This window comes from Nitrosomonas sp., from assembly GCF_020852615.1.
Lineage (GTDB): Bacteria > Pseudomonadota > Gammaproteobacteria > Burkholderiales > Nitrosomonadaceae > Nitrosomonas.
In genome coordinates this window covers 80,654-97,666 of sequence record NZ_JADZAJ010000039.1, presented here as the reverse complement: position 1 = coordinate 97,666, position 17,013 = coordinate 80,654, and the positions used below count along the sequence as shown (strand labels likewise).

Here is a 17,013-nt window from a genome sequence, read left to right as displayed (position 1 = left end):
CAGGTATCCGAATCTGATTTACTCATTACGGTCGGGAACCAGTACTTCCCGGTTGCCATTGCTTTGCATGCTGGAAACAAGACCTGCACGCTCCATTTCTTCAATCAGCCGGGCAGCACGGTTGTAACCGATGCGTAACTGCCGCTGTACCAGCGAGATTGAGGCGCGGCGAGACCTGGTCACGATACTGACTGCTTCATCATAGAGTGGATCGGACTCTCCACCGGCAGATTTACCATTTTCGCCCCCGTTTTCATCAGACAATCCCCCTTCCTCACCTGCCTGAAGAATTTCCTCGATGTAATGCGCTTCGCCATGCTGTTTAAGATATTCCACTACCTTATGAACTTCATGATCCGCCACGAATGCGCCGTGAACGCGCTGAGGGTAGCCGCTGCCAGGTGGAAGATAAAGCATGTCACCCTGGCCCAGCAGTGCTTCCGCCCCCATCTGATCGAGAATGGTACGGGAATCAATTTTGCTGGAAACCTGAAAGGCAATACGTGTCGGAATATTGGCTTTGATCAGCCCGGTAATCACATCCACCGACGGGCGCTGCGTGGCAAGCAGTAAATGAATACCAGCTGCCCGTGCTTTCTGGGCAAGCCGCGCAATCAGTTTCTCAACCTTTTTGCCCACAATCATCATCAGATCGGCAAGTTCATCGATCACCACCACAATCAGCGGCATTTCTTCCAGTAACTCAGGAGAATCGGGCACGGAACTTATCGGGTTAGTCAGCGGTTCCTCATTTTTAGCAGCATCACGCACTTTCTGGTTGTAACCGGCCAGGTTACGTACACCCAGCGCAGACATCAGTTTGTAACGTCGCTCCATTTCAGCGACACACCAGTTAAGCGCACTGGCAGCATCGCGCATATCGGTTACCACGGGTGTCAGCAAATGTGGAATGCCTTCATAAACCGACAGTTCCAGCATTTTCGGATCAATCAGAATCAAGCGGACATTTTCCGGAGAAGCTTTGTAAACCAGACTCAGGATAACAGCATTAATTGCCACGGATTTACCGGAGCCTGTCGTGCCCGCAACCAGGGCATGCGGCATTTTGGCAAGGTCAGACACTACGGGACGGCCGCTAATATCCTTCCCGAGTGCTATCGTTAATGGTGAAGCGTTATTTGTATAAACATCAGACGCAAGAATTTCATGTAAGCGAACGGTCTGGCGTTTCGGATTGGGGATTTCCAGTCCCATCACTGTTTTGCCCGGGATCGTTTCCACTACACGAATGCTGGCAACCGTCAGTGCACGGGCCAGATCTCTGACCAGGTTAACGATCTGGTTACCTTTAACACCCACTGCAGGTTCAATTTCATAACGGGTAATAACCGGTCCGGGATAGGCGGCGACCACTTTCACCTCCACTCCGAATTCCTTCAGTTTTCGTTCAATCAGACGGGAAGTGAACTCCAGCTTGTCACTGGACAACATTTCGACATTACTTTGCGGCTCATCCAGCAAATAAAGAGGAGGAATAATTTCATCAGATGAATTCGGAAACTGTAGTGCCTGTTTCTCTTTATTGCTTCGCGGTACTTTGGGAACAACTGTTTCCGGTATTTCAATATGCAGGGGGGCCGCTGGCGGGGAAGCAGCTTTCCGAATTTCTTCAGCGCAGACTTCCCGTTCACGAGCCGGGGCCGTATCAGCATGGCGATTTAACCACCCCATACATATATCCCTGACAGCAAAACAGATTGTCTCAACACCTGCTCCGGTTTTTTCAGACAGCCGCACCCAGGATAATCCTGAAAACAGACTGAATCCAATGGCAAAAACAATTACCAGAATCAGTGTGGCGCCGCTAAAACCGAGTAATGACAGGAGCTGTTTGCTGAGCATTTCTCCCAGCTGACCACCGGGAGTGAGAGGAAGCGAAACACGCAGTGTATGAAAACGCAATGCTTCAATACCGCTGCTGGCCACCAGCAAGGTGATAAATCCGGTAAAGGACAGCATGAGTACACGTGGATCGAAAACGCTGGCAATATCAATACGGCGATAGCCCCACCAAACTGCTGCAAAGAAAAATATCACCCACCACCACGCCGAAACCCCAAAAAAATAGAGCATCAGATCAGCCAGCCACGCGCCGGCACTTCCTCCCGCATTGCTTACCTGCTGAGACGCCCCGCCGCTATGTGTCCAGCCTGGATCAGTACGATCATAGCTGATCAGAATAAGTGCAAGGTAAAGTGCAATCCCGCTTAAAACCAGCGAAACAGCTTCTCGCAGTAACCGGCTAATTCTGGGCGGCAGGGGATTACTGGCGACTTTTTTCGCCATGGGCTTATTGCTCATGTATACATCTTCAACTTCAGAATGGAGGCCGGCAAACAGCTTGCCACCCTATTTTTATTTTAGCGCGGTAAAAAAGAGGTACGCCACCGTGAAACAATTCAACCAATGTTTCAACAGCGGCGCCGGATAGATAAGCAGCCTGTTACTGCCTGACACCTCACCTGCTCTCGTGAAGCGGAACAGGTTTCTTACAATATTGAGAATATCGCAAATTAATTCTTTACTGCTTTGAGCAACTCAATAATCTCGGGAAGTTTGGCGATTTCCAGGACAGTTTTACCGCTGGCCGTCTTGAGCGTGGTATCAGCTCCTTTTTCCAGCAATAATTTGACAGTATCAACATTTTCATTCAATACCGCCGACATTAATGCAGTCATCCCATCCTTATTTTGAAAATTGATTTGTGCACCTTTTTCCAGCAGCGCTTCAATAACCGGATTCTGTCCGTTTTGTGCCGCCAGGATCAGCGCAGTAAAATCATTGGTTGCTTTCAGATCCGGTTGGGCACCATGGGCCAGTAATTTCTGAACGATCGGCAGATGACCGGTCAGAGAAGCGAGGACCAGTGCGGAAGCACCATTGGTATCCTGTAAATCCACTTTGGCCCCTTTTGCCAGCAGCATATCAACGATATCAGCATAATCATTCATGGCAGCCAGGTGCAACGCTGTCGCCTTATTTTCATTTTGCAGATTGGGCTGAGCCTGATGTTCAAGCAGTAACCTGACTATTGCAGCGTTACCTTTAACAGTAGCCAGCATAAGGGGAGTCAGCCCGCCTTTATCCTGCAGATTGGGATTAGCCCCTTTAGCCAGCAGTAAATCAACAATTTCCTGATGGCCTTTCTTACTGGCCAGCAGCAAAGGTGTTCCCCCCTGGACATTAGCCAGGTCAACCGCCGCCTTCCGGTTCAGCAGCAGTTTTACGACTTCCTGATGACCGTTCTGTGCAGCAACCGATAATGCGGTAAAACCCTCGGGAGATTGCAGATCGACGTTGATTCCCTCCTTCAGCATTTTTTCAACATCCGGTAAATTCCCTGTCAAAGCAGCTTTGAGAAAAGCGGCATCTTTTTCAGTATCAGCATGGGCATGTGGTAACTGAAAAAACAAGAACAGGACTGCAACACTAATCAGGCAGATTTGCTTCAATCGGGCAGGGAATAACATGTTTTCCGTTGATTTCATTTGAAAATAAAGTTTTGTAAGAAATTGGTTTTGTTTTGGTGATAAGAAAACAGGTCACATTCCAGATACGGAGCTGCTTAATAAGTCCTTGCTTTGGGAGGGAATGACTCCACGGTCAATGGTTTCAGTCGCACCGGCTTGTAGTCAAGACGCTTGTCTTTACTGAAAAACAGGGAATGTTTGAGCCATTTCTGATCATCGCGCTCGGGAAAATCATGGCGGGTATGCGCACCACGGCTTTCATGACGCGCCTCCGCTGCAACCATGGTAGCCACAGCCACTTCAACCAGATTATCCAGCTCCAGCGCTTCAACTCTGGCGGTGTTAAACACCCTGCTTTTATCGTGAATTTCGGTATGCCTGACCCGTTCAGCAACTTCACTGATTTTTTCCACGCCTTCTTTCAACACATCCGGAAAACGGAAAACGCCACAATGTGTCTGCATGGTATTACGCAATGCTTCACTGACCGCAGCCACATTTTCTCCATCCTTCTGGGTTTCCAGGCGTAACAGCCGCGTCAGGGACTGTTCTCCCGCTCCTGGCGGCAGCGGCTTGTGATGATTGTTCCTGGTCAGATCCTCAATAATCTGATTACCGGCAGCACGCCCAAACACGACAATATCCAGTAGTGAGTTCGTACCAAGACGATTAGCGCCGTGCACAGACACACAGGCACATTCACCGACAGCGTAGAGCCCCGGCACAACTTCCTCAGGACTGGTTTTATAAGGGGCAACCACCTGGCCGTGATAATTGGCAGGGATACCGCCCATCATATAATGCGCGGTCGGAACAACCGGAATAGGATCAACAATGGGGTCGACATGCGCAAACTTGAGTGCAATTTCCCGAATTCCAGGTAATTTCGATGTGATCGTTTCCGCACTCAGATGATCCAGTTTCAGCAGCAAATGATCCCCCTTGGGGCCACATCCACGCCCTTCCCTTATTTCCATTGTCAGCGCGCGGGAAACAACATCACGGCTGGCAAGATCTCTGGCATGAGGCGCGTAACGCTCCATGAAACGCTCCCCTTCCGCGTTGACCAGATATCCTCCCTCTCCCCGCACCGCTTCACTGATCAATATGCCTGCACCATATACGCCGGTTGGATGAAATTGCCAGAATTCCATATCTTCCAGCGGAATACCTGCTCGTGCAGCCATGCCCAGACCATCGCCCGTATTAATGAAGGCATTGGTGCTTGCTTCAAAAATACGACCGGCACCACCCGTCGCCAATAACGTTGCACGAGCCTGCAAAATCATGATTTCACCGGTTTCCATTTCCAGTGCGGTGATTCCCAGCACATCACCTTCCTGATCACGAATCAGATCAAGCCCCAGCCACTCTACAAAAAACTGGGTGTTAGCACTGACATTGCGCTGATAAAGGGTATGCAGCATGGCATGGCCGGTACGATCGGCAACCGCACAGGAACGGCTGGCCTGTTCTCCACCAAAATTCAAAGATTGTCCACCGAACGGACGCTGATAAATTTTACCGCTCTCCAGCCGGTCGAACGGCATTCCGAAATGTTCCAGTTCATACACCACCTCGGCAGCGTGGCGGCACATGAATTCGATTGCATCCTGATCCCCAAGATAATCCGAGCCTTTGACGGTATCGTACATATGCCATCTCCAGTCATCTTCGGTCACATTACCCAGTGCGGCCGCAATCCCGCCCTGCGCCGCTACCGTGTGGGACCGGGTGGGAAATACCTTTGATAAAACAGCAACCTTGAATCCTGCTTCGGATAACTGCAATGCGGCACGCATACCTGCCCCGCCCGCACCAACGATAACCACATCAAATTTCCTTTGCTTAACTTTCACATCATCCCCACATAATATCCAGGAACCATATCAGGTAACCCAGTAATGCCACGATGCACATTATTTGCAAAGTCAAACGAATGGACATCGGATGAATATAGTCCATCAGGACATTACGCACACCCACCCACGCATGCCAACACAAACCGGCAAAAAAAAGCAAAGAAGCAATTTTTATCCACCGGATGGAAAATAGTGCCTTGAATTCTTCATAGCTTTCCGGTTGATAAACAACTATAAATACAATAAGCAACCCGATATATACCACCATCAGGACAGCAGTAATACGCTGAACCAGCCAGTCTTTCAGCCCGTAATGTGCGCCCGTAATAATTCGATTCGCCGGTTTCACCATAACCACACCCCTGCCAGCATTGTTAGAGCCGCCCCAAAAATCAGCACCAGTTTACTGCTCAGGCGAGCATGCTCCAGTTGCAGGCCGTAATGTAAATCAAGCATTAAATGGCGGATACCGGCGAACAGGTGGTGCAAAAAAAACCATGTTGCCAGCAGTAAAAACAGCTTGCATAGCGGATGAGCCAGACCAGATTGCAGGCTGGCAAAAGTTTCCGGTGATTGCAACAACAGCTGCAATCCATAGAGGAATAATGGAATTCCCGGAAAAAAAAGCAGTACACCGCTAATGCGATGCAAAATGGAAACAACAGCAGGAAGTGGTTCTCTGATTTTTAGCAGATTCAGATATTTAGGGCGTCGTCTCGCCGGATATTGCGCTTCCATAAACAGCCAGTCAGACCAGGTGAGTTTATCGATGGGTTAGACAGCCCCAACAGTCACTTTACAGTTTTCTAGTTTAATCCGTTCCATGTCAGCAGACAACTTAACCTGCCGGCGAGTCATCACCCCGGCCGCTGTATACATATTCATGAGACTGGACTAAACAGACGTAGCGCCTTAAACTTCAGCTGAAGCTTATTATTCTGTGTCAACTACATAAAAGGGAACGGCAATGTCACTGATTAACACTACTGTAAAGCCATTCAAAGCAACTGCGTACCATAATAATGATTTTGTCGAAATAACTGACAAAACCCTGAAAGGGAAGTGGTCGGTTATTGTTTTCTACCCCGCGGATTTTACTTTTGTATGCCCGACCGAGCTTGAGGATCTGGCTGATCACTACGAGGAATTCCAGAAAATCGGGGTCGAGGTTTACGGTGTTTCAACAGACACACATTTCACACACAAAGCCTGGCATGACACCTCCAGCGTGATTCGTAAAGTTCGCTATCCGCTGGTAGGCGATCCAACCAGAGAATTGTCCCGTAATTTTGATGTGCTTATTGAAGAAGCCGGACTGGCTCTGCGTGGAAGCTTCATTATCAATCCTGAAGGTCAGATCAAAGCATTTGAAGTGCAGGATAACAATATTGGCCGCAACGCTGCAGAACTGCTGCGTAAGGTCAAGGCAGCACAATATGTTTCCACACACTCTGGCGAAGTGTGTCCGGCCAAATGGACTGAAGGCGCCGCCACACTAAAACCTTCCATAGATCTGGTTGGCAAGATCTAAGGAACCTCTGAAAAATTCCTGCGTTGCCATTTCTGCGCTAAAAGTCGGCTAAAAATGCTCATTTATCACGTATAAACTCCGCTTTCTTGCCGACTTTTTCCTTGAACTGGCTGTCTCGCTAACATTTCTCCAAAGCTCGCTGCTTCATTTAAACCGGCCGGGATATTTTTCTTATAAAGCATCCCGACCGGTTTTCTCTCCTCTGATACCGAATACTTATACCAAACCCCACTGAACCGCGCAGTCGCCCCTGCTGGACTGGATCGTGTACAGCCACATTCAGGAGGTCGATCTGGAACAGCCCATTCCGGAACAATCCGATACAGGTTCCTGAGCCGGCCGTATACCCCCCACAATATCATGATGACATTCGCAGTTAATGCCAGGGCATAATGGGAATGACTGAAATACTGTTTTGTGGTGACCCTTCAATAATCCGGTCACTATAAGAAAGGTAAACCAGAACATTGCGTTTGGCATCGTAAAAGCGGACCACCTGCAAGGTTTTGAACAGCAGTGAAGTATTCTTCTTGAATACCTCATCACCATCCGCCTTACCGTTTTTTATATTCTCAGACAGCGTGATCGATCCGGTCTGGCGGCAGGCGATAGAAGCCTCAGATCTGTCCTCGGCCACCCCCACCGTACCGCTGATTCCGCCGGTTTTCGCCCGACTCAAATAACATGTTGCGCCAGCCACTTCCGGGTCATCAAAAGCCTCCACCACGATTTTATCGTTGGCACCCAGCAGTTTGAACCGGGTTGATACACTACCGATATTTTCTGCCAGCGAAGGTAGTGCATACGAAGCAATTGCGGCTGCCACCCCAATCCATATCCCCTGCCTGACCCGAGCTGCAAGATCAGTATGGCTCGTTTTCCTGTTTCCCTGATGATTCATGGTAATCCTCCTGTTTTCACCAATGGCTGCTGTTTTGCCGCGATAAATTGGCAGCAATGTTGCCGCCCCTGATTGGCAACCGATCGCCAAGCTGGCAGAATCCCCGGCTTATCCGATCACTTACGTATATTTCAGCAACCTGCTCCCATCCCTATAATAAACAACCTGCTGCTCTGCCCTGTTATGAAAGCTCTGTTTTTTCTCCGTCATTATAACGATATAGATCACATTACTCCGGTTGTTACCAAGTGGTCGGAATCGGGCCATAGTGCTGATGTGGTTCTGCTGGGACCCCCCAAATTTCTGGCTGATTACCGTATTCGGTTTCTGGGTACACTGAACCATGTTCGTGTAGCACATCTCCGCAGCGTGTTATTTCCACATGAATTTTTGTTATGGAAACTGCAGGCATTCCTTCTGGCCAAGGGGGTGCGGCGTATTTTCCTGCTTGGGCGGCTGGCTGAAAAACTGGCCCGGAAATACGATGCCGGTAAACGGGCGGCAATCTGGCAGAAAACAGCCCGACGATTGCTGGATCGTGCTTTTGGCAATACCGGTGAAGGCGTGGTTGTCTTTGACTGGATTACGAAAGGGTCACCCATCCCGATTGAGTGGGTTGAAACCATTATCAGCATGGCACAGGAAAGGGGACATGGCGCGGTATCACTACCGCATGGTGACAGCCCGCATGCCAACCGGCTGATACGCCATCGTGAATGGGTCGTGAAGCCGGATACCCTGTATGCCGATGCCAGAATATTCGACAAACTGGTCGTCCCCAATGAATTATGCGCAACCCGTTTTCGCCCGTTTCTGAACAGCCAGGCCATTGCTGTACTGGGCTCTCCACGCTATTGTGACGAATGGCTGGAGAGGCTTGCCAAACTGTCACCGGTATCCGGGCACCAGACTCGACCGGATACTCGCCTCAAAATCGTCATGTTCCTGAGAAAGAGTGAATTCACCACGTTCTGGGAAGAAGTCAGTGAGATCACCGGCCTGATTGCTGCACTTCCCGGCGTGGAGCTGATAATCAAACCTCATACGCGAGGCGGCTGGCGACAGTCATTCACCAGAAGCGCTTCTCTGCGTGAGCTTCCGAATGTCAGCGTGGCAGCAGACAATGTACATTCCATTCCTCTGATGAACTGGGCGGATGTCATCATTGATCTGGCGACTTCCGTCGTATTTGAAGCCATCAAAGCAAAAAAGCCGGTACTGGCAGCAGATTATCTTCATGCCGGCCGGTCCGCCATGGCGCATTACATGCCGGAAACAGAACTGAAATGCCGGGATGATGTCTACCTGCTGATCAACAAATTTTTATCCGAAGGGTGCGATAATTTTTATGTGGAAGAAAATCGCCAGCGCTTCATCAATGAAATGTTACATGCTGGTGGTGCTGATGTTCTGCCACGTTATGTAGCCCTGCTTGAGAATGAAACCCGGCGGGCAAAAGCGGGAAAAACCGGGGCCTCAGGCAAAACAACAGATGAGCAGCAGGGATGAAAATGTCAATATGGATTAACAGCCTGATGCGGTAGGCCACATCCTTTTTATGCATACCCCGCCGGATTCACCATTTTCTGCAGAATTTTCACCTGAAATTCATTTTGGCGGCCCGGATCAGATGCCCGGCCACCTGCGCAATGTGCTGGAAGCACATATTGCAGCTGTCCCCGCCGGCGGCACGATTGATTGGGTAACCTACTATTTCCGTGACCTTCGCCTGGCCGATGCACTTATTCAGGCAAAAAAACGGGGTGTCCGCGTTACGCTGTGCCTGGAAGGAAGGCCGCGCATTCCTCACGCCAATGATGCTGTTATTACCGGGCTTTCAGGGCCGGACGGGCTGGATGATGCATTGCGAATCATCACTCTTCCCGGGATCCCTTCTCCATCAAATAAATCATGGAAACCGCAGCTGCATGAAAAACTGTATTGTTTTTCCCACCCTCAGCCTGTTGCTTTTATCGGTTCTTTCAATCCTTCGGGAAACATGTTGCAGGAAGATCCTGCCATCCTTCAGGAAATTGGTGACCAGGACCGTGGCTATAACGCGCTGTTCGGCCTCATAGATCCTGTTCTGGTAGACGGCCTGGTGAAACACGCAAGACAGTTGTACCAGTCCCCTCCCGGGCTCTGGTATCGTTTTTCTGCCAGGGCGAGTCATGATATCCAGGGTACGGACACCATTATTCACTTCTGGCCGCGACTCAGTTCGCATCCTGTCATCCAGTTCTTACGCGGCATCAGCAGCAACGCGCGCGTCCGTATTGCCGCCTCGCACATCAGGACAAAGAGTGCAGTCGATGTCATGATCAACCTTGCGCAACGCGGTGTCACACTGGAAATCTTTGCAGAATCCACCCACCGGCGCGTAACCCCCGAAGTAGAACAGCGTCTGGCTTCTGCCGGAATCCGGTTCAGACGTATTCTTAATTCCGAAAAACTTCCGATGCACCTTAAATTTGTGCTGATCGAAGACGGCAATCGCGTCTGGTCAATTTTTGGCAGTTTCAACTGGACCCAGCCCTCGTTTTGGCTTAATCATGAAATTGCTGCAATTTCCAGTAACCCTCTGGTTTTTCAGATCCTGGCAGAGCGCTGGAATATATTAAGGAACGAAAGCGGGATAGCAGCAAGGTAACAACAGTCAACCCGCCTTGCAGCAGGTGCATCCTCGATACACTTCCAGCGATCTGTTAAAAAATCCCGATTCAGATTTTTTGTTTGGTCAAGGCTATCTGTGCACTTTATAATTCGGGTTTAACATTTTTACCGCGCTTCCCGAAAGCAGTGCATCCAATCCGCAAGCGTAATGTCGCGGACAATCTTGAAAAAGTATGAACCCTTCACTGGAAAATCTTCAGTTATACCCCTTTCAGAAACTTACCAGGCTGTTTGAGGATCTCACCCCCGCCGATCCTTCACTGACCTCGATCGGGCTGCATATTGGTGAACCGAGGCACAGCACGCCCGAATTTATCAGACAGGAGCTGATCAGCAATCTTGAAGGGCTGGCGCGTTATCCCACCGTGCTTGGTGCAGATAACTTACGTACCGGTATCGCAGCCTGGCTGATGAAACGCTATCACCTGCCTTCCATCAACCCTGATACTGAAGTGATTCCGGTCAACGGCAGTCGGGAAGCATTATTCGCATTTGCCCAGGCGATTATTGATACACACGGTACCTCCCGGCCGGCAGTGGTTTGTCAGAACCCTTTTTATCAGATTTATGAAGGTGCCGCGTTACTGGCGGGGGCAACCCCTTATTTTCTCAACCAGCTACCGGAAAACAGTTTTTCAATCGACACCACGCAACTTCCTGATACGGTATGGGAACGCACGCAGCTGGCATATATCTGTTCCCCCAATAATCCTACCGGCAAGGTATTGACGCTGGATGAATGGAAACATTTATTCGATCTGTCCGATCGCTACGGGTTTGTGATCGCGGCGGATGAATGTTATTCAGAAATTTATTTCGACGAGGCGCACCCTCCGCTGGGTGCACTGGAAGCAGCAGAAAAACTCGGACGCAGCGGATTTCCCCGCCTGGTTGTTTTCAGCAGCCTGTCCAAGCGTTCCAATGTACCGGGGATGCGTTCCGGTTTTGTGGCAGGGGATGCAACTATCCTCAAAAAATTCCTGTTGTACCGCACTTACCACGGCAGCGCCATGAACCCGGCTGTACAGGCGGCCAGCACCGCCGCCTGGAGTGATGAACAGCATGTAATTGAAAACCGCATACTCTACCGTGAAAAATTTGCTGGTGCCATGCACATTCTGGGAGACACGCTTCCAGTCAGCATGCCGGATGCCGGGTTTTATTTATGGCTGAGAACACCCATCAGCGGTATCGATTTTTCCAGGCGTTTATACTGTGAAAGAAATATTATTGTGTTGCCGGGCAGCTATCTGGCACGGGAGGCACATGGTATCAACCCCGGGGAAGATTTCGTGCGGATCGCACTGGTTGCGACTGTCACGGAATGTATGGAAGCAATGGAGCGAATCAGGGACATTGCCGGAAAATTCTGATCTGATTATTTTTAGTTAGGAGTCACATGGAGCAATTACAGGCTGTCATCGAAAATGCCTTTGAAAGGCGTGCCGAAATCACCCCGCGGAATGTTGAAGCCAACCTGAAGGAATCGGTTGCCCAGGTTATCAGCATGCTGGATAACGGCAAACTGCGTGTTGCTGAAAAAATCAATGGCGAATGGACAGTTCATCAATGGATCAAGAAGGCTGTCCTGCTGTCTTTCCGCATGGAAGACAACAACTTCATCAAAGGCGGGTTTTCCAACTATTTTGACAAAATCCCATCCAAGTTTGCGGATTACAGCTCACGCGACTTTCGTGATGGCGGATTTCGCGTGGTTCCACCGGCAGCGGTCCGCAAGGGTGCCTTTATCGCAAACAACGTGGTGCTGATGCCTTCTTATGTGAATATTGGCGCTTATGTTGACGAAGGTACCATGGTGGATACCTGGGCGACAGTAGGTTCCTGCGCACAGGTTGGCAAGAATGTACATCTTTCCGGGGGTGTCGGCATCGGTGGCGTACTCGAACCCGTGCAGGCAAGCCCAACCATCATCGAAGACAACTGCTTTATTGGCGCCCGTTCCGAAATTGTCGAAGGCGTAATCGTCGGTGAAAATTCAGTAATTTCAATGGGGGTATACATCGGCCAGAGCACCAAAATTTACAACCGCGAAACCGGTGAAGTTACCTATGGCCGGATCCCTCCGGGATCAGTAGTGGTTTCCGGTAATTTACCGGCTGAAAATGGCCGCTACAGCCTGTATTGTGCAGTAATCGTAAAACAGGTCGATGCCAAAACCCGTTCTAAAACCGGTATCAATGAGTTGTTGCGCGGTATCTGATCAGTTACACCAGCGTAAATACTCGTAATACTATCTGCTGGCAATGAACTGTGATATAAAAACAAGTGTGTGGATTTCATAAAGTGGGCGGCGGGGTCCGGTTTGTACGTTAGTCAGCTTTTCCCTGCATTCACCGTGTTGTGACTGAAAATTCATACACCCCGAACGACTAATACAAAGAGGAGAAGCTATTATGAAAACCCTGATAAAAATAATTGCAGCTTTAACAACCGCACTGCTTTTGAGTACACAGGTATATGCCGATTCGCATACCGTTCATGTTGATGAAGCACTGAAGCACGCTGATGAAGCGGTGGTGCATGGCAAAGAAGGCCATGTTAAGGAATTGCTTGAGCATGCCCGGGAAAGTCTGGAACACGCTAAAGAGGCAGCCAATAATGCCAAGGGCGCAGGCACTGAGCACATTGTTCATGGAATCAAACACCTGGAAGACGCCATCAAGCATGGTGAAGAAGGCCATGTTGGCGTGGCTACCAAGCATGTGGAAGAAGCAATCGAGCACCTGCGTGCCTCCGAGCGTTAAGCTGAGCAGCAGTATTATTGAAACACGTGTGCCTCTGGCAGAATCAGGGGCACACCCGGAAAAAAGCGGAGCAATCCGCTTTTTTCATTATGATCTGCCAAATAGTGACAACACCTGCAGCAGAATTGTCCGTGCCGGATAAATCGGAAACGTTTGTAAAAGCAGCCCGGAACCTGTCATGAAGCCACTGACGTTTGCCATCCTGAGAATGTTGAGCGATGGTAATTTCCACTCCGGTACAACATTGGGACAGGCACTGAATGTTTCGCGTGCAAGCATTTCCGGTGCGCTGCAAGACCTGGGAAATTACGGCCTGACAATCCATAAAATTCCCGGGCGCGGATACCACTGGCTGAATCCGGTGCAATGGCTGGATAGCGCGCAAATATACCGGCATCTTGCCGATCATGCTGATTCCGTACAAATAGAAATTGCAGATATAGTCGAATCAACCAATTCGCTACTGTTACAGCGTGCAGTCAGTCAAGCTGCTTCCGCTAACCGGGTCAGGCAGGTTCTGGCAGCAGAACTGCAGACACAAGGGCGTGGCCGTCGGGGGCGTTCATGGTCATCAGGATTGGGAGACAGCCTGACTTTTTCGGTTCTGTGGCCATCACAATGTGCCGTCAATGCACTTTCCGGCTTAAGTCTGGCGACGGGTGTGGCAATTGTTCGCGCCCTGAAAAGGATTGGTATAAGCGATGTTTCGCTGAAATGGCCAAATGATGTGCTGTCCAGCTCCAGCAAGCTGGCCGGGATATTGATCGAATTACACGGCGACATGCTGAGCCCGGGCACCGTGATTATCGGTATCGGGCTGAACCTTAAACTTTCCAGCGTTACGAAAGATCGGGTTGATCAAAAGATAACCGATATCGCCAGTGTTACCGGAAAAATGCCGGACAGAAATCAGCTGCTGGCAGTTTTACTGAAAGAATTGATCGGGGTGCTGGATATATTTGAACAACACGGTTTTGAGCCTTTTGCTGAGGAATGGGTGCAATGTCATGCCTATCAGAATAAAGCAGTGCAGATCCGTTTTCCGGATGGCTCCAGCAGGGATGGTATCGCAACCGGCGTAGCCCCGGATGGGGCCTTGCTGGTCAATACCCCCGAAGGTATCGTGCAATTAAGAAGCGGGGAAATCTCCCTGCGCGGATTGGCATAACATGAGCACTTCTTTTGTACTGGCGATTGATTCCGGTAATACTGCCATCAAATGGGGATTGCACGATGGTGAACGCTGGCTGGCTAATGGCAGCACATTGCAAGACCGGCGCATGATGCTGAAACAAAGCTGGACCCGGTTACCGATACCATCGCTTGTACTGATTTCCAACGTGGCAGGGCTACAGGCTGAAAAGGATTTAGCAGTATTACTGCAACCATGGCAGGTACCGCCCAGGTTGATTAGCGCCAAAGCCAGCCAGTGCGGTGTCATCAATCGTTATACCCGCCCGGAGCAATTGGGATGTGATCGCTGGATGGCACTGATCGCCGCACGGCACAGAGTACAGCGCGCGTGTCTGGTTGTGGATATCGGTACCGCCATGACAGCTGATGCACTGGCTGCCACAGGCGAATTCCTGGGAGGTATTATTGTACCCGGGCCGGATACCATGAAACAGGCGCTGGCAGGCCGTGCCGGAACATTCGCCATCCCGAATTCAGGCAGTTTCCAGAATTTTCCGATCAATACTGCAAACGCATTGTTCAGTGGCATGATCCAGGCGCTGACGGGCGCACTGGAACGAATGCATGATCAGCTTTCCAGCTATTCAAACGGGCAGATACCGGCAGAAATCATCCTGACGGGTGGCGGTGCCGCACTTCTGGCTCCCCACATACGTATTTCGCATCAGATTGTGGATAATCTGGTGCTGGAAGGGCTGATTATTATTGCCGGAGAACAGGAATAGCCACCTGCAACACGTTATCTATCAGGACACCATGACACACCCGCTTTTCAGACACGCTGAATTTTTCACAACGGTCAACCAGTTACAGGGCTTACCAAAAACCGCCGGAATTGAAGTTGCTTTTGCCGGGCGCTCAAATGCCGGGAAATCAAGTGCAATCAACACACTGGTGGGAAGGGGACGATTTGCCTTTGTCAGCAAAATGCCCGGCCGGACGCAGCACATCAATTTTTTTCGGCTTGCGGAAGGACGTTTCATGGTTGATCTGCCAGGATACGGTTATGCCCAGGTACCGCTGGCTGTCCGTCAGCACTGGGGACATCTGCTGAGCACTTATCTGCAAACCCGCCAGCCGCTGTACGGCATGGTACTTATCATGGATATTCGCCATCCGCTGACAGAACTCGATCTGCAAATGCTGGACTGGTTCAGGCAGACAGAAAAACCGGTACACATACTGCTGACCAAAGCAGACAAATTAAGCAGGAGTGCGGCACTGGCGACACTGAACAAAGTCAGGCGATTTTTGTCTGCCAATTACCCGTATTGCACCGTCCAGACATTTTCCAGCCTGAAAACAAGCGGAGTGGAGGAAGCCTCGCAATTATTGCAAAACTGGTTTGATGCAGGAGAATCCGGCGTACTGCAGCAGAATAACGCTGAAATCAGCGATCAAAAAAAAACCCCGGCTAAAGGGGATTGAGCCGGGGAGAATCGCCTTGTTTGTAAGGCCTCGCCTCAGGGAGGGAAGGCGAGAGGCAGCAATTACCGACTACCTGCACATAAGAGCAGGCCTCAGTTAATTTAGTTCCATTACATATCAATTTTTTATTTTTAATTAATAAACATGACCTTTCTCAGCCAGTTTCCACAAAAAAGAATGCGCCGTAACCGCCGGGATGATTTCTCCCGCCGTCTTGTTCGCGAAAACCATCTGCAGGCAGATGATCTGATTTATCCGGTATTTGTACTGGATGGCAGTAAGCGCGAAGAACGGGTGGCATCCATGCCCGGGGTTGTCCGGCAAAGTATCGACCTGCTCCTGTTTCAGGCTGAAAAATGCCTGCGTTTGGGAATCCCTGCACTGGCAATTTTTCCGGTAATCGATTCCTCCCTGAAAAACCTGACTGCCGATGAGGCATATAACCCCAATGGTCTGGTACCCCGCACTGTAAAAGAACTGAAAAAACATTTTCCCGAGCTGGGAGTCATCACTGATGTGGCACTCGATCCCTATACCAGCCATGGCCAGGACGGGTTGATTGATGAGAACGGTTATGTGCTGAATGATGAAACTGTCAGCGTGCTGAAGCAACAGGCATTATCACACGCTCAGGCTGGTGCGGATGTCGTGGCCCCATCCGACATGATGGATGGCCGGATAGGTGCTGTTCGCTCCATACTGGACCGTGACCGCTTTATTCATACCCGGATACTGGCTTATTCAGCCAAATATGCTTCCAGTTTTTATGGCCCGTTCCGTGATGCAGTCGGCTCGGCCGCCATGCTGGGATCAGGCAACAAACATACCTACCAGATGGATCCGGCCAATTCAGATGAAGCAATATGGGAAGCAGGGCTGGACATCCAGGAAGGGGCGGACATGATTATGGTTAAACCCGGCATGCCCTATCTTGATATTGTACGCAGAGTCAAGAACGAGCTGGGTGTGCCCACCTTCGTCTACCAGGTGAGCGGTGAATATGCCATGCTGAAAGCGGCTGCCATGAACGGCTGGCTGGATGAAAAAGCCTGTGTTACCGAGGCGCTGCTGTCATTCAAACGTGCCGGCGCCGATGCAATCCTGACTTATTTTGCAATGGAAGTTGCCACCTGGTTGCAGGAACGCCAGTGAAACCGGATTGCCGTAC

Annotated in this window: 16 protein-coding genes; 10 read left to right on the top strand and 6 right to left on the bottom strand. The window is 50.1% G+C overall.

Going from position 1 to position 17,013, the window contains the following annotated elements:
- Positions 1 to 18: 18 nt before the first annotated feature.
- From IT527_RS09030 to sdhC, 5 genes are all read right to left on the bottom strand, one after another.
- Positions 19 to 2,307: a DNA translocase FtsK gene (locus tag IT527_RS09030; RefSeq protein ID WP_292968207.1), complete on the bottom strand. Its 2,289-nt coding sequence runs from the start codon at positions 2,305 to 2,307 to the stop codon at positions 19 to 21.
- Between the two features lie 227 nt (positions 2,308 to 2,534).
- On the bottom strand, positions 2,535 to 3,509 hold the full coding sequence (locus tag IT527_RS09025; protein ID WP_292968206.1) for an ankyrin repeat domain-containing protein: 975 nt from the start codon (positions 3,507 to 3,509) through the stop codon (positions 2,535 to 2,537).
- Positions 3,510 to 3,586: 77 nt separating this feature from the next.
- Positions 3,587 to 5,350 (bottom strand): succinate dehydrogenase flavoprotein subunit, encoded by a 1,764-nt coding sequence (sdhA, locus tag IT527_RS09020; protein WP_292968205.1) that lies wholly within the window; start codon positions 5,348 to 5,350, stop codon positions 3,587 to 3,589.
- A 1-nt stretch (position 5,351) separates the two neighbouring features.
- Positions 5,352 to 5,705: a succinate dehydrogenase, hydrophobic membrane anchor protein gene (sdhD, locus tag IT527_RS09015; RefSeq protein WP_292968204.1), complete on the bottom strand. Its 354-nt coding sequence runs from the start codon at positions 5,703 to 5,705 to the stop codon at positions 5,352 to 5,354.
- A complete protein-coding gene (gene sdhC / locus IT527_RS09010; protein ID WP_292968203.1) occupies positions 5,699 to 6,091 on the bottom strand; it encodes a succinate dehydrogenase, cytochrome b556 subunit in 393 nt (130 codons plus the stop codon). Before sdhC ends, sdhD begins: the two co-directional genes overlap by 7 nt.
- A gap of 229 nt (positions 6,092 to 6,320) precedes the next feature.
- Between sdhC and ahpC the strand changes: the two genes are divergently transcribed.
- Positions 6,321 to 6,884 carry an alkyl hydroperoxide reductase subunit C gene (gene ahpC, locus IT527_RS09005; RefSeq protein ID WP_292968202.1) on the top strand — a complete coding sequence of 188 codons (564 nt, stop codon included), beginning with the start codon at positions 6,321 to 6,323 and terminating at the stop codon, positions 6,882 to 6,884.
- Between the two features lie 376 nt (positions 6,885 to 7,260).
- Here the strand turns inward: ahpC and IT527_RS09000 are convergent, their stop codons facing one another.
- Positions 7,261 to 7,785, bottom strand: coding sequence for a CreA family protein (locus IT527_RS09000; RefSeq protein ID WP_363278171.1), 525 nt, complete (start codon positions 7,783 to 7,785; stop codon positions 7,261 to 7,263).
- A 183-nt stretch (positions 7,786 to 7,968) separates the two neighbouring features.
- Between IT527_RS09000 and IT527_RS08995 the strand changes: the two genes are divergently transcribed.
- From IT527_RS08995 to hemB, 9 genes are all read left to right on the top strand, one after another.
- Positions 7,969 to 9,294, top strand: a complete 1,326-nt coding sequence (locus tag IT527_RS08995) for a hypothetical protein (RefSeq protein ID WP_292968200.1) — start codon at positions 7,969 to 7,971, stop codon at positions 9,292 to 9,294.
- A gap of 49 nt (positions 9,295 to 9,343) precedes the next feature.
- Positions 9,344 to 10,435, top strand: coding sequence for a phospholipase D-like domain-containing protein (locus IT527_RS08990; RefSeq protein WP_292968199.1), 1,092 nt, complete (start codon positions 9,344 to 9,346; stop codon positions 10,433 to 10,435).
- A 196-nt stretch (positions 10,436 to 10,631) separates the two neighbouring features.
- The gene (gene dapC / locus IT527_RS08985; protein WP_292968198.1) at positions 10,632 to 11,831 is read left to right on the top strand and encodes a succinyldiaminopimelate transaminase; all 1,200 of its coding nucleotides are present in this window, start codon (positions 10,632 to 10,634) and stop codon (positions 11,829 to 11,831) included.
- Positions 11,832 to 11,857: 26 nt separating this feature from the next.
- Positions 11,858 to 12,679 (top strand): 2,3,4,5-tetrahydropyridine-2,6-dicarboxylate N-succinyltransferase, encoded by an 822-nt coding sequence (dapD, locus tag IT527_RS08980; protein ID WP_292968197.1) that lies wholly within the window; start codon positions 11,858 to 11,860, stop codon positions 12,677 to 12,679.
- Between the two features lie 193 nt (positions 12,680 to 12,872).
- Complete coding sequence (smbP, locus tag IT527_RS08975; RefSeq protein WP_292968196.1) at positions 12,873 to 13,223, top strand: small metal-binding protein SmbP; 351 nt, start codon at positions 12,873 to 12,875, stop codon at positions 13,221 to 13,223.
- A 178-nt stretch (positions 13,224 to 13,401) separates the two neighbouring features.
- Positions 13,402 to 14,391 carry a biotin--[acetyl-CoA-carboxylase] ligase gene (locus IT527_RS08970; RefSeq protein ID WP_292968195.1) on the top strand — a complete coding sequence of 330 codons (990 nt, stop codon included), beginning with the start codon at positions 13,402 to 13,404 and terminating at the stop codon, positions 14,389 to 14,391.
- Between the two features lies 1 nt (position 14,392).
- Complete coding sequence (locus IT527_RS08965) at positions 14,393 to 15,142, top strand: type III pantothenate kinase (RefSeq protein WP_292968194.1); 750 nt, start codon at positions 14,393 to 14,395, stop codon at positions 15,140 to 15,142.
- 31 nt (positions 15,143 to 15,173) lie between these two features.
- A complete protein-coding gene (gene yihA, locus IT527_RS08960) occupies positions 15,174 to 15,845 on the top strand; it encodes a ribosome biogenesis GTP-binding protein YihA/YsxC (RefSeq protein WP_292968193.1) in 672 nt (223 codons plus the stop codon).
- A 144-nt stretch (positions 15,846 to 15,989) separates the two neighbouring features.
- Entirely contained in the window at positions 15,990 to 16,997 is a 1,008-nt protein-coding gene (hemB, locus tag IT527_RS08955) for a porphobilinogen synthase (RefSeq protein WP_292968192.1), read from the top strand.
- The last annotated feature ends 16 nt before the right edge of the window (positions 16,998 to 17,013 follow it).

Bases quoted from the DNA above. Each gene is read 5' to 3' on its own strand.
- IT527_RS09000 (WP_363278171.1), bottom strand. From the start codon at position 7,785: ATGAATCATCAGGGAAACAGGAAAACGAGCCATACTGATCTTGCAGCT.
- dapD (WP_292968197.1), top strand. From the start codon at position 11,858: ATGGAGCAATTACAGGCTGTCATCGAAAATGCCTTTGAAAGGCGTGCC.
- yihA (WP_292968193.1), top strand. From the start codon at position 15,174: ATGACACACCCGCTTTTCAGACACGCTGAATTTTTCACAACGGTCAAC.
- dapC (WP_292968198.1), top strand. From the start codon at position 10,632: ATGAACCCTTCACTGGAAAATCTTCAGTTATACCCCTTTCAGAAACTT.
- IT527_RS08990 (WP_292968199.1), top strand. From the start codon at position 9,344: ATGCATACCCCGCCGGATTCACCATTTTCTGCAGAATTTTCACCTGAA.
- IT527_RS08970 (WP_292968195.1), top strand. From the start codon at position 13,402: ATGAAGCCACTGACGTTTGCCATCCTGAGAATGTTGAGCGATGGTAAT.
- hemB (WP_292968192.1), top strand. From the start codon at position 15,990: ATGACCTTTCTCAGCCAGTTTCCACAAAAAAGAATGCGCCGTAACCGC.
- IT527_RS08995 (WP_292968200.1), top strand. From the start codon at position 7,969: ATGAAAGCTCTGTTTTTTCTCCGTCATTATAACGATATAGATCACATT.
- sdhD (WP_292968204.1), bottom strand. From the start codon at position 5,705: ATGGTGAAACCGGCGAATCGAATTATTACGGGCGCACATTACGGGCTG.
- ahpC (WP_292968202.1), top strand. From the start codon at position 6,321: ATGTCACTGATTAACACTACTGTAAAGCCATTCAAAGCAACTGCGTAC.
- smbP (WP_292968196.1), top strand. From the start codon at position 12,873: ATGAAAACCCTGATAAAAATAATTGCAGCTTTAACAACCGCACTGCTT.
- sdhC (WP_292968203.1), bottom strand. From the start codon at position 6,091: ATGGAAGCGCAATATCCGGCGAGACGACGCCCTAAATATCTGAATCTG.
- IT527_RS09025 (WP_292968206.1), bottom strand. From the start codon at position 3,509: ATGAAATCAACGGAAAACATGTTATTCCCTGCCCGATTGAAGCAAATC.
- IT527_RS08965 (WP_292968194.1), top strand. From the start codon at position 14,393: ATGAGCACTTCTTTTGTACTGGCGATTGATTCCGGTAATACTGCCATC.
- IT527_RS09030 (WP_292968207.1), bottom strand. From the start codon at position 2,307: ATGGCGAAAAAAGTCGCCAGTAATCCCCTGCCGCCCAGAATTAGCCGG.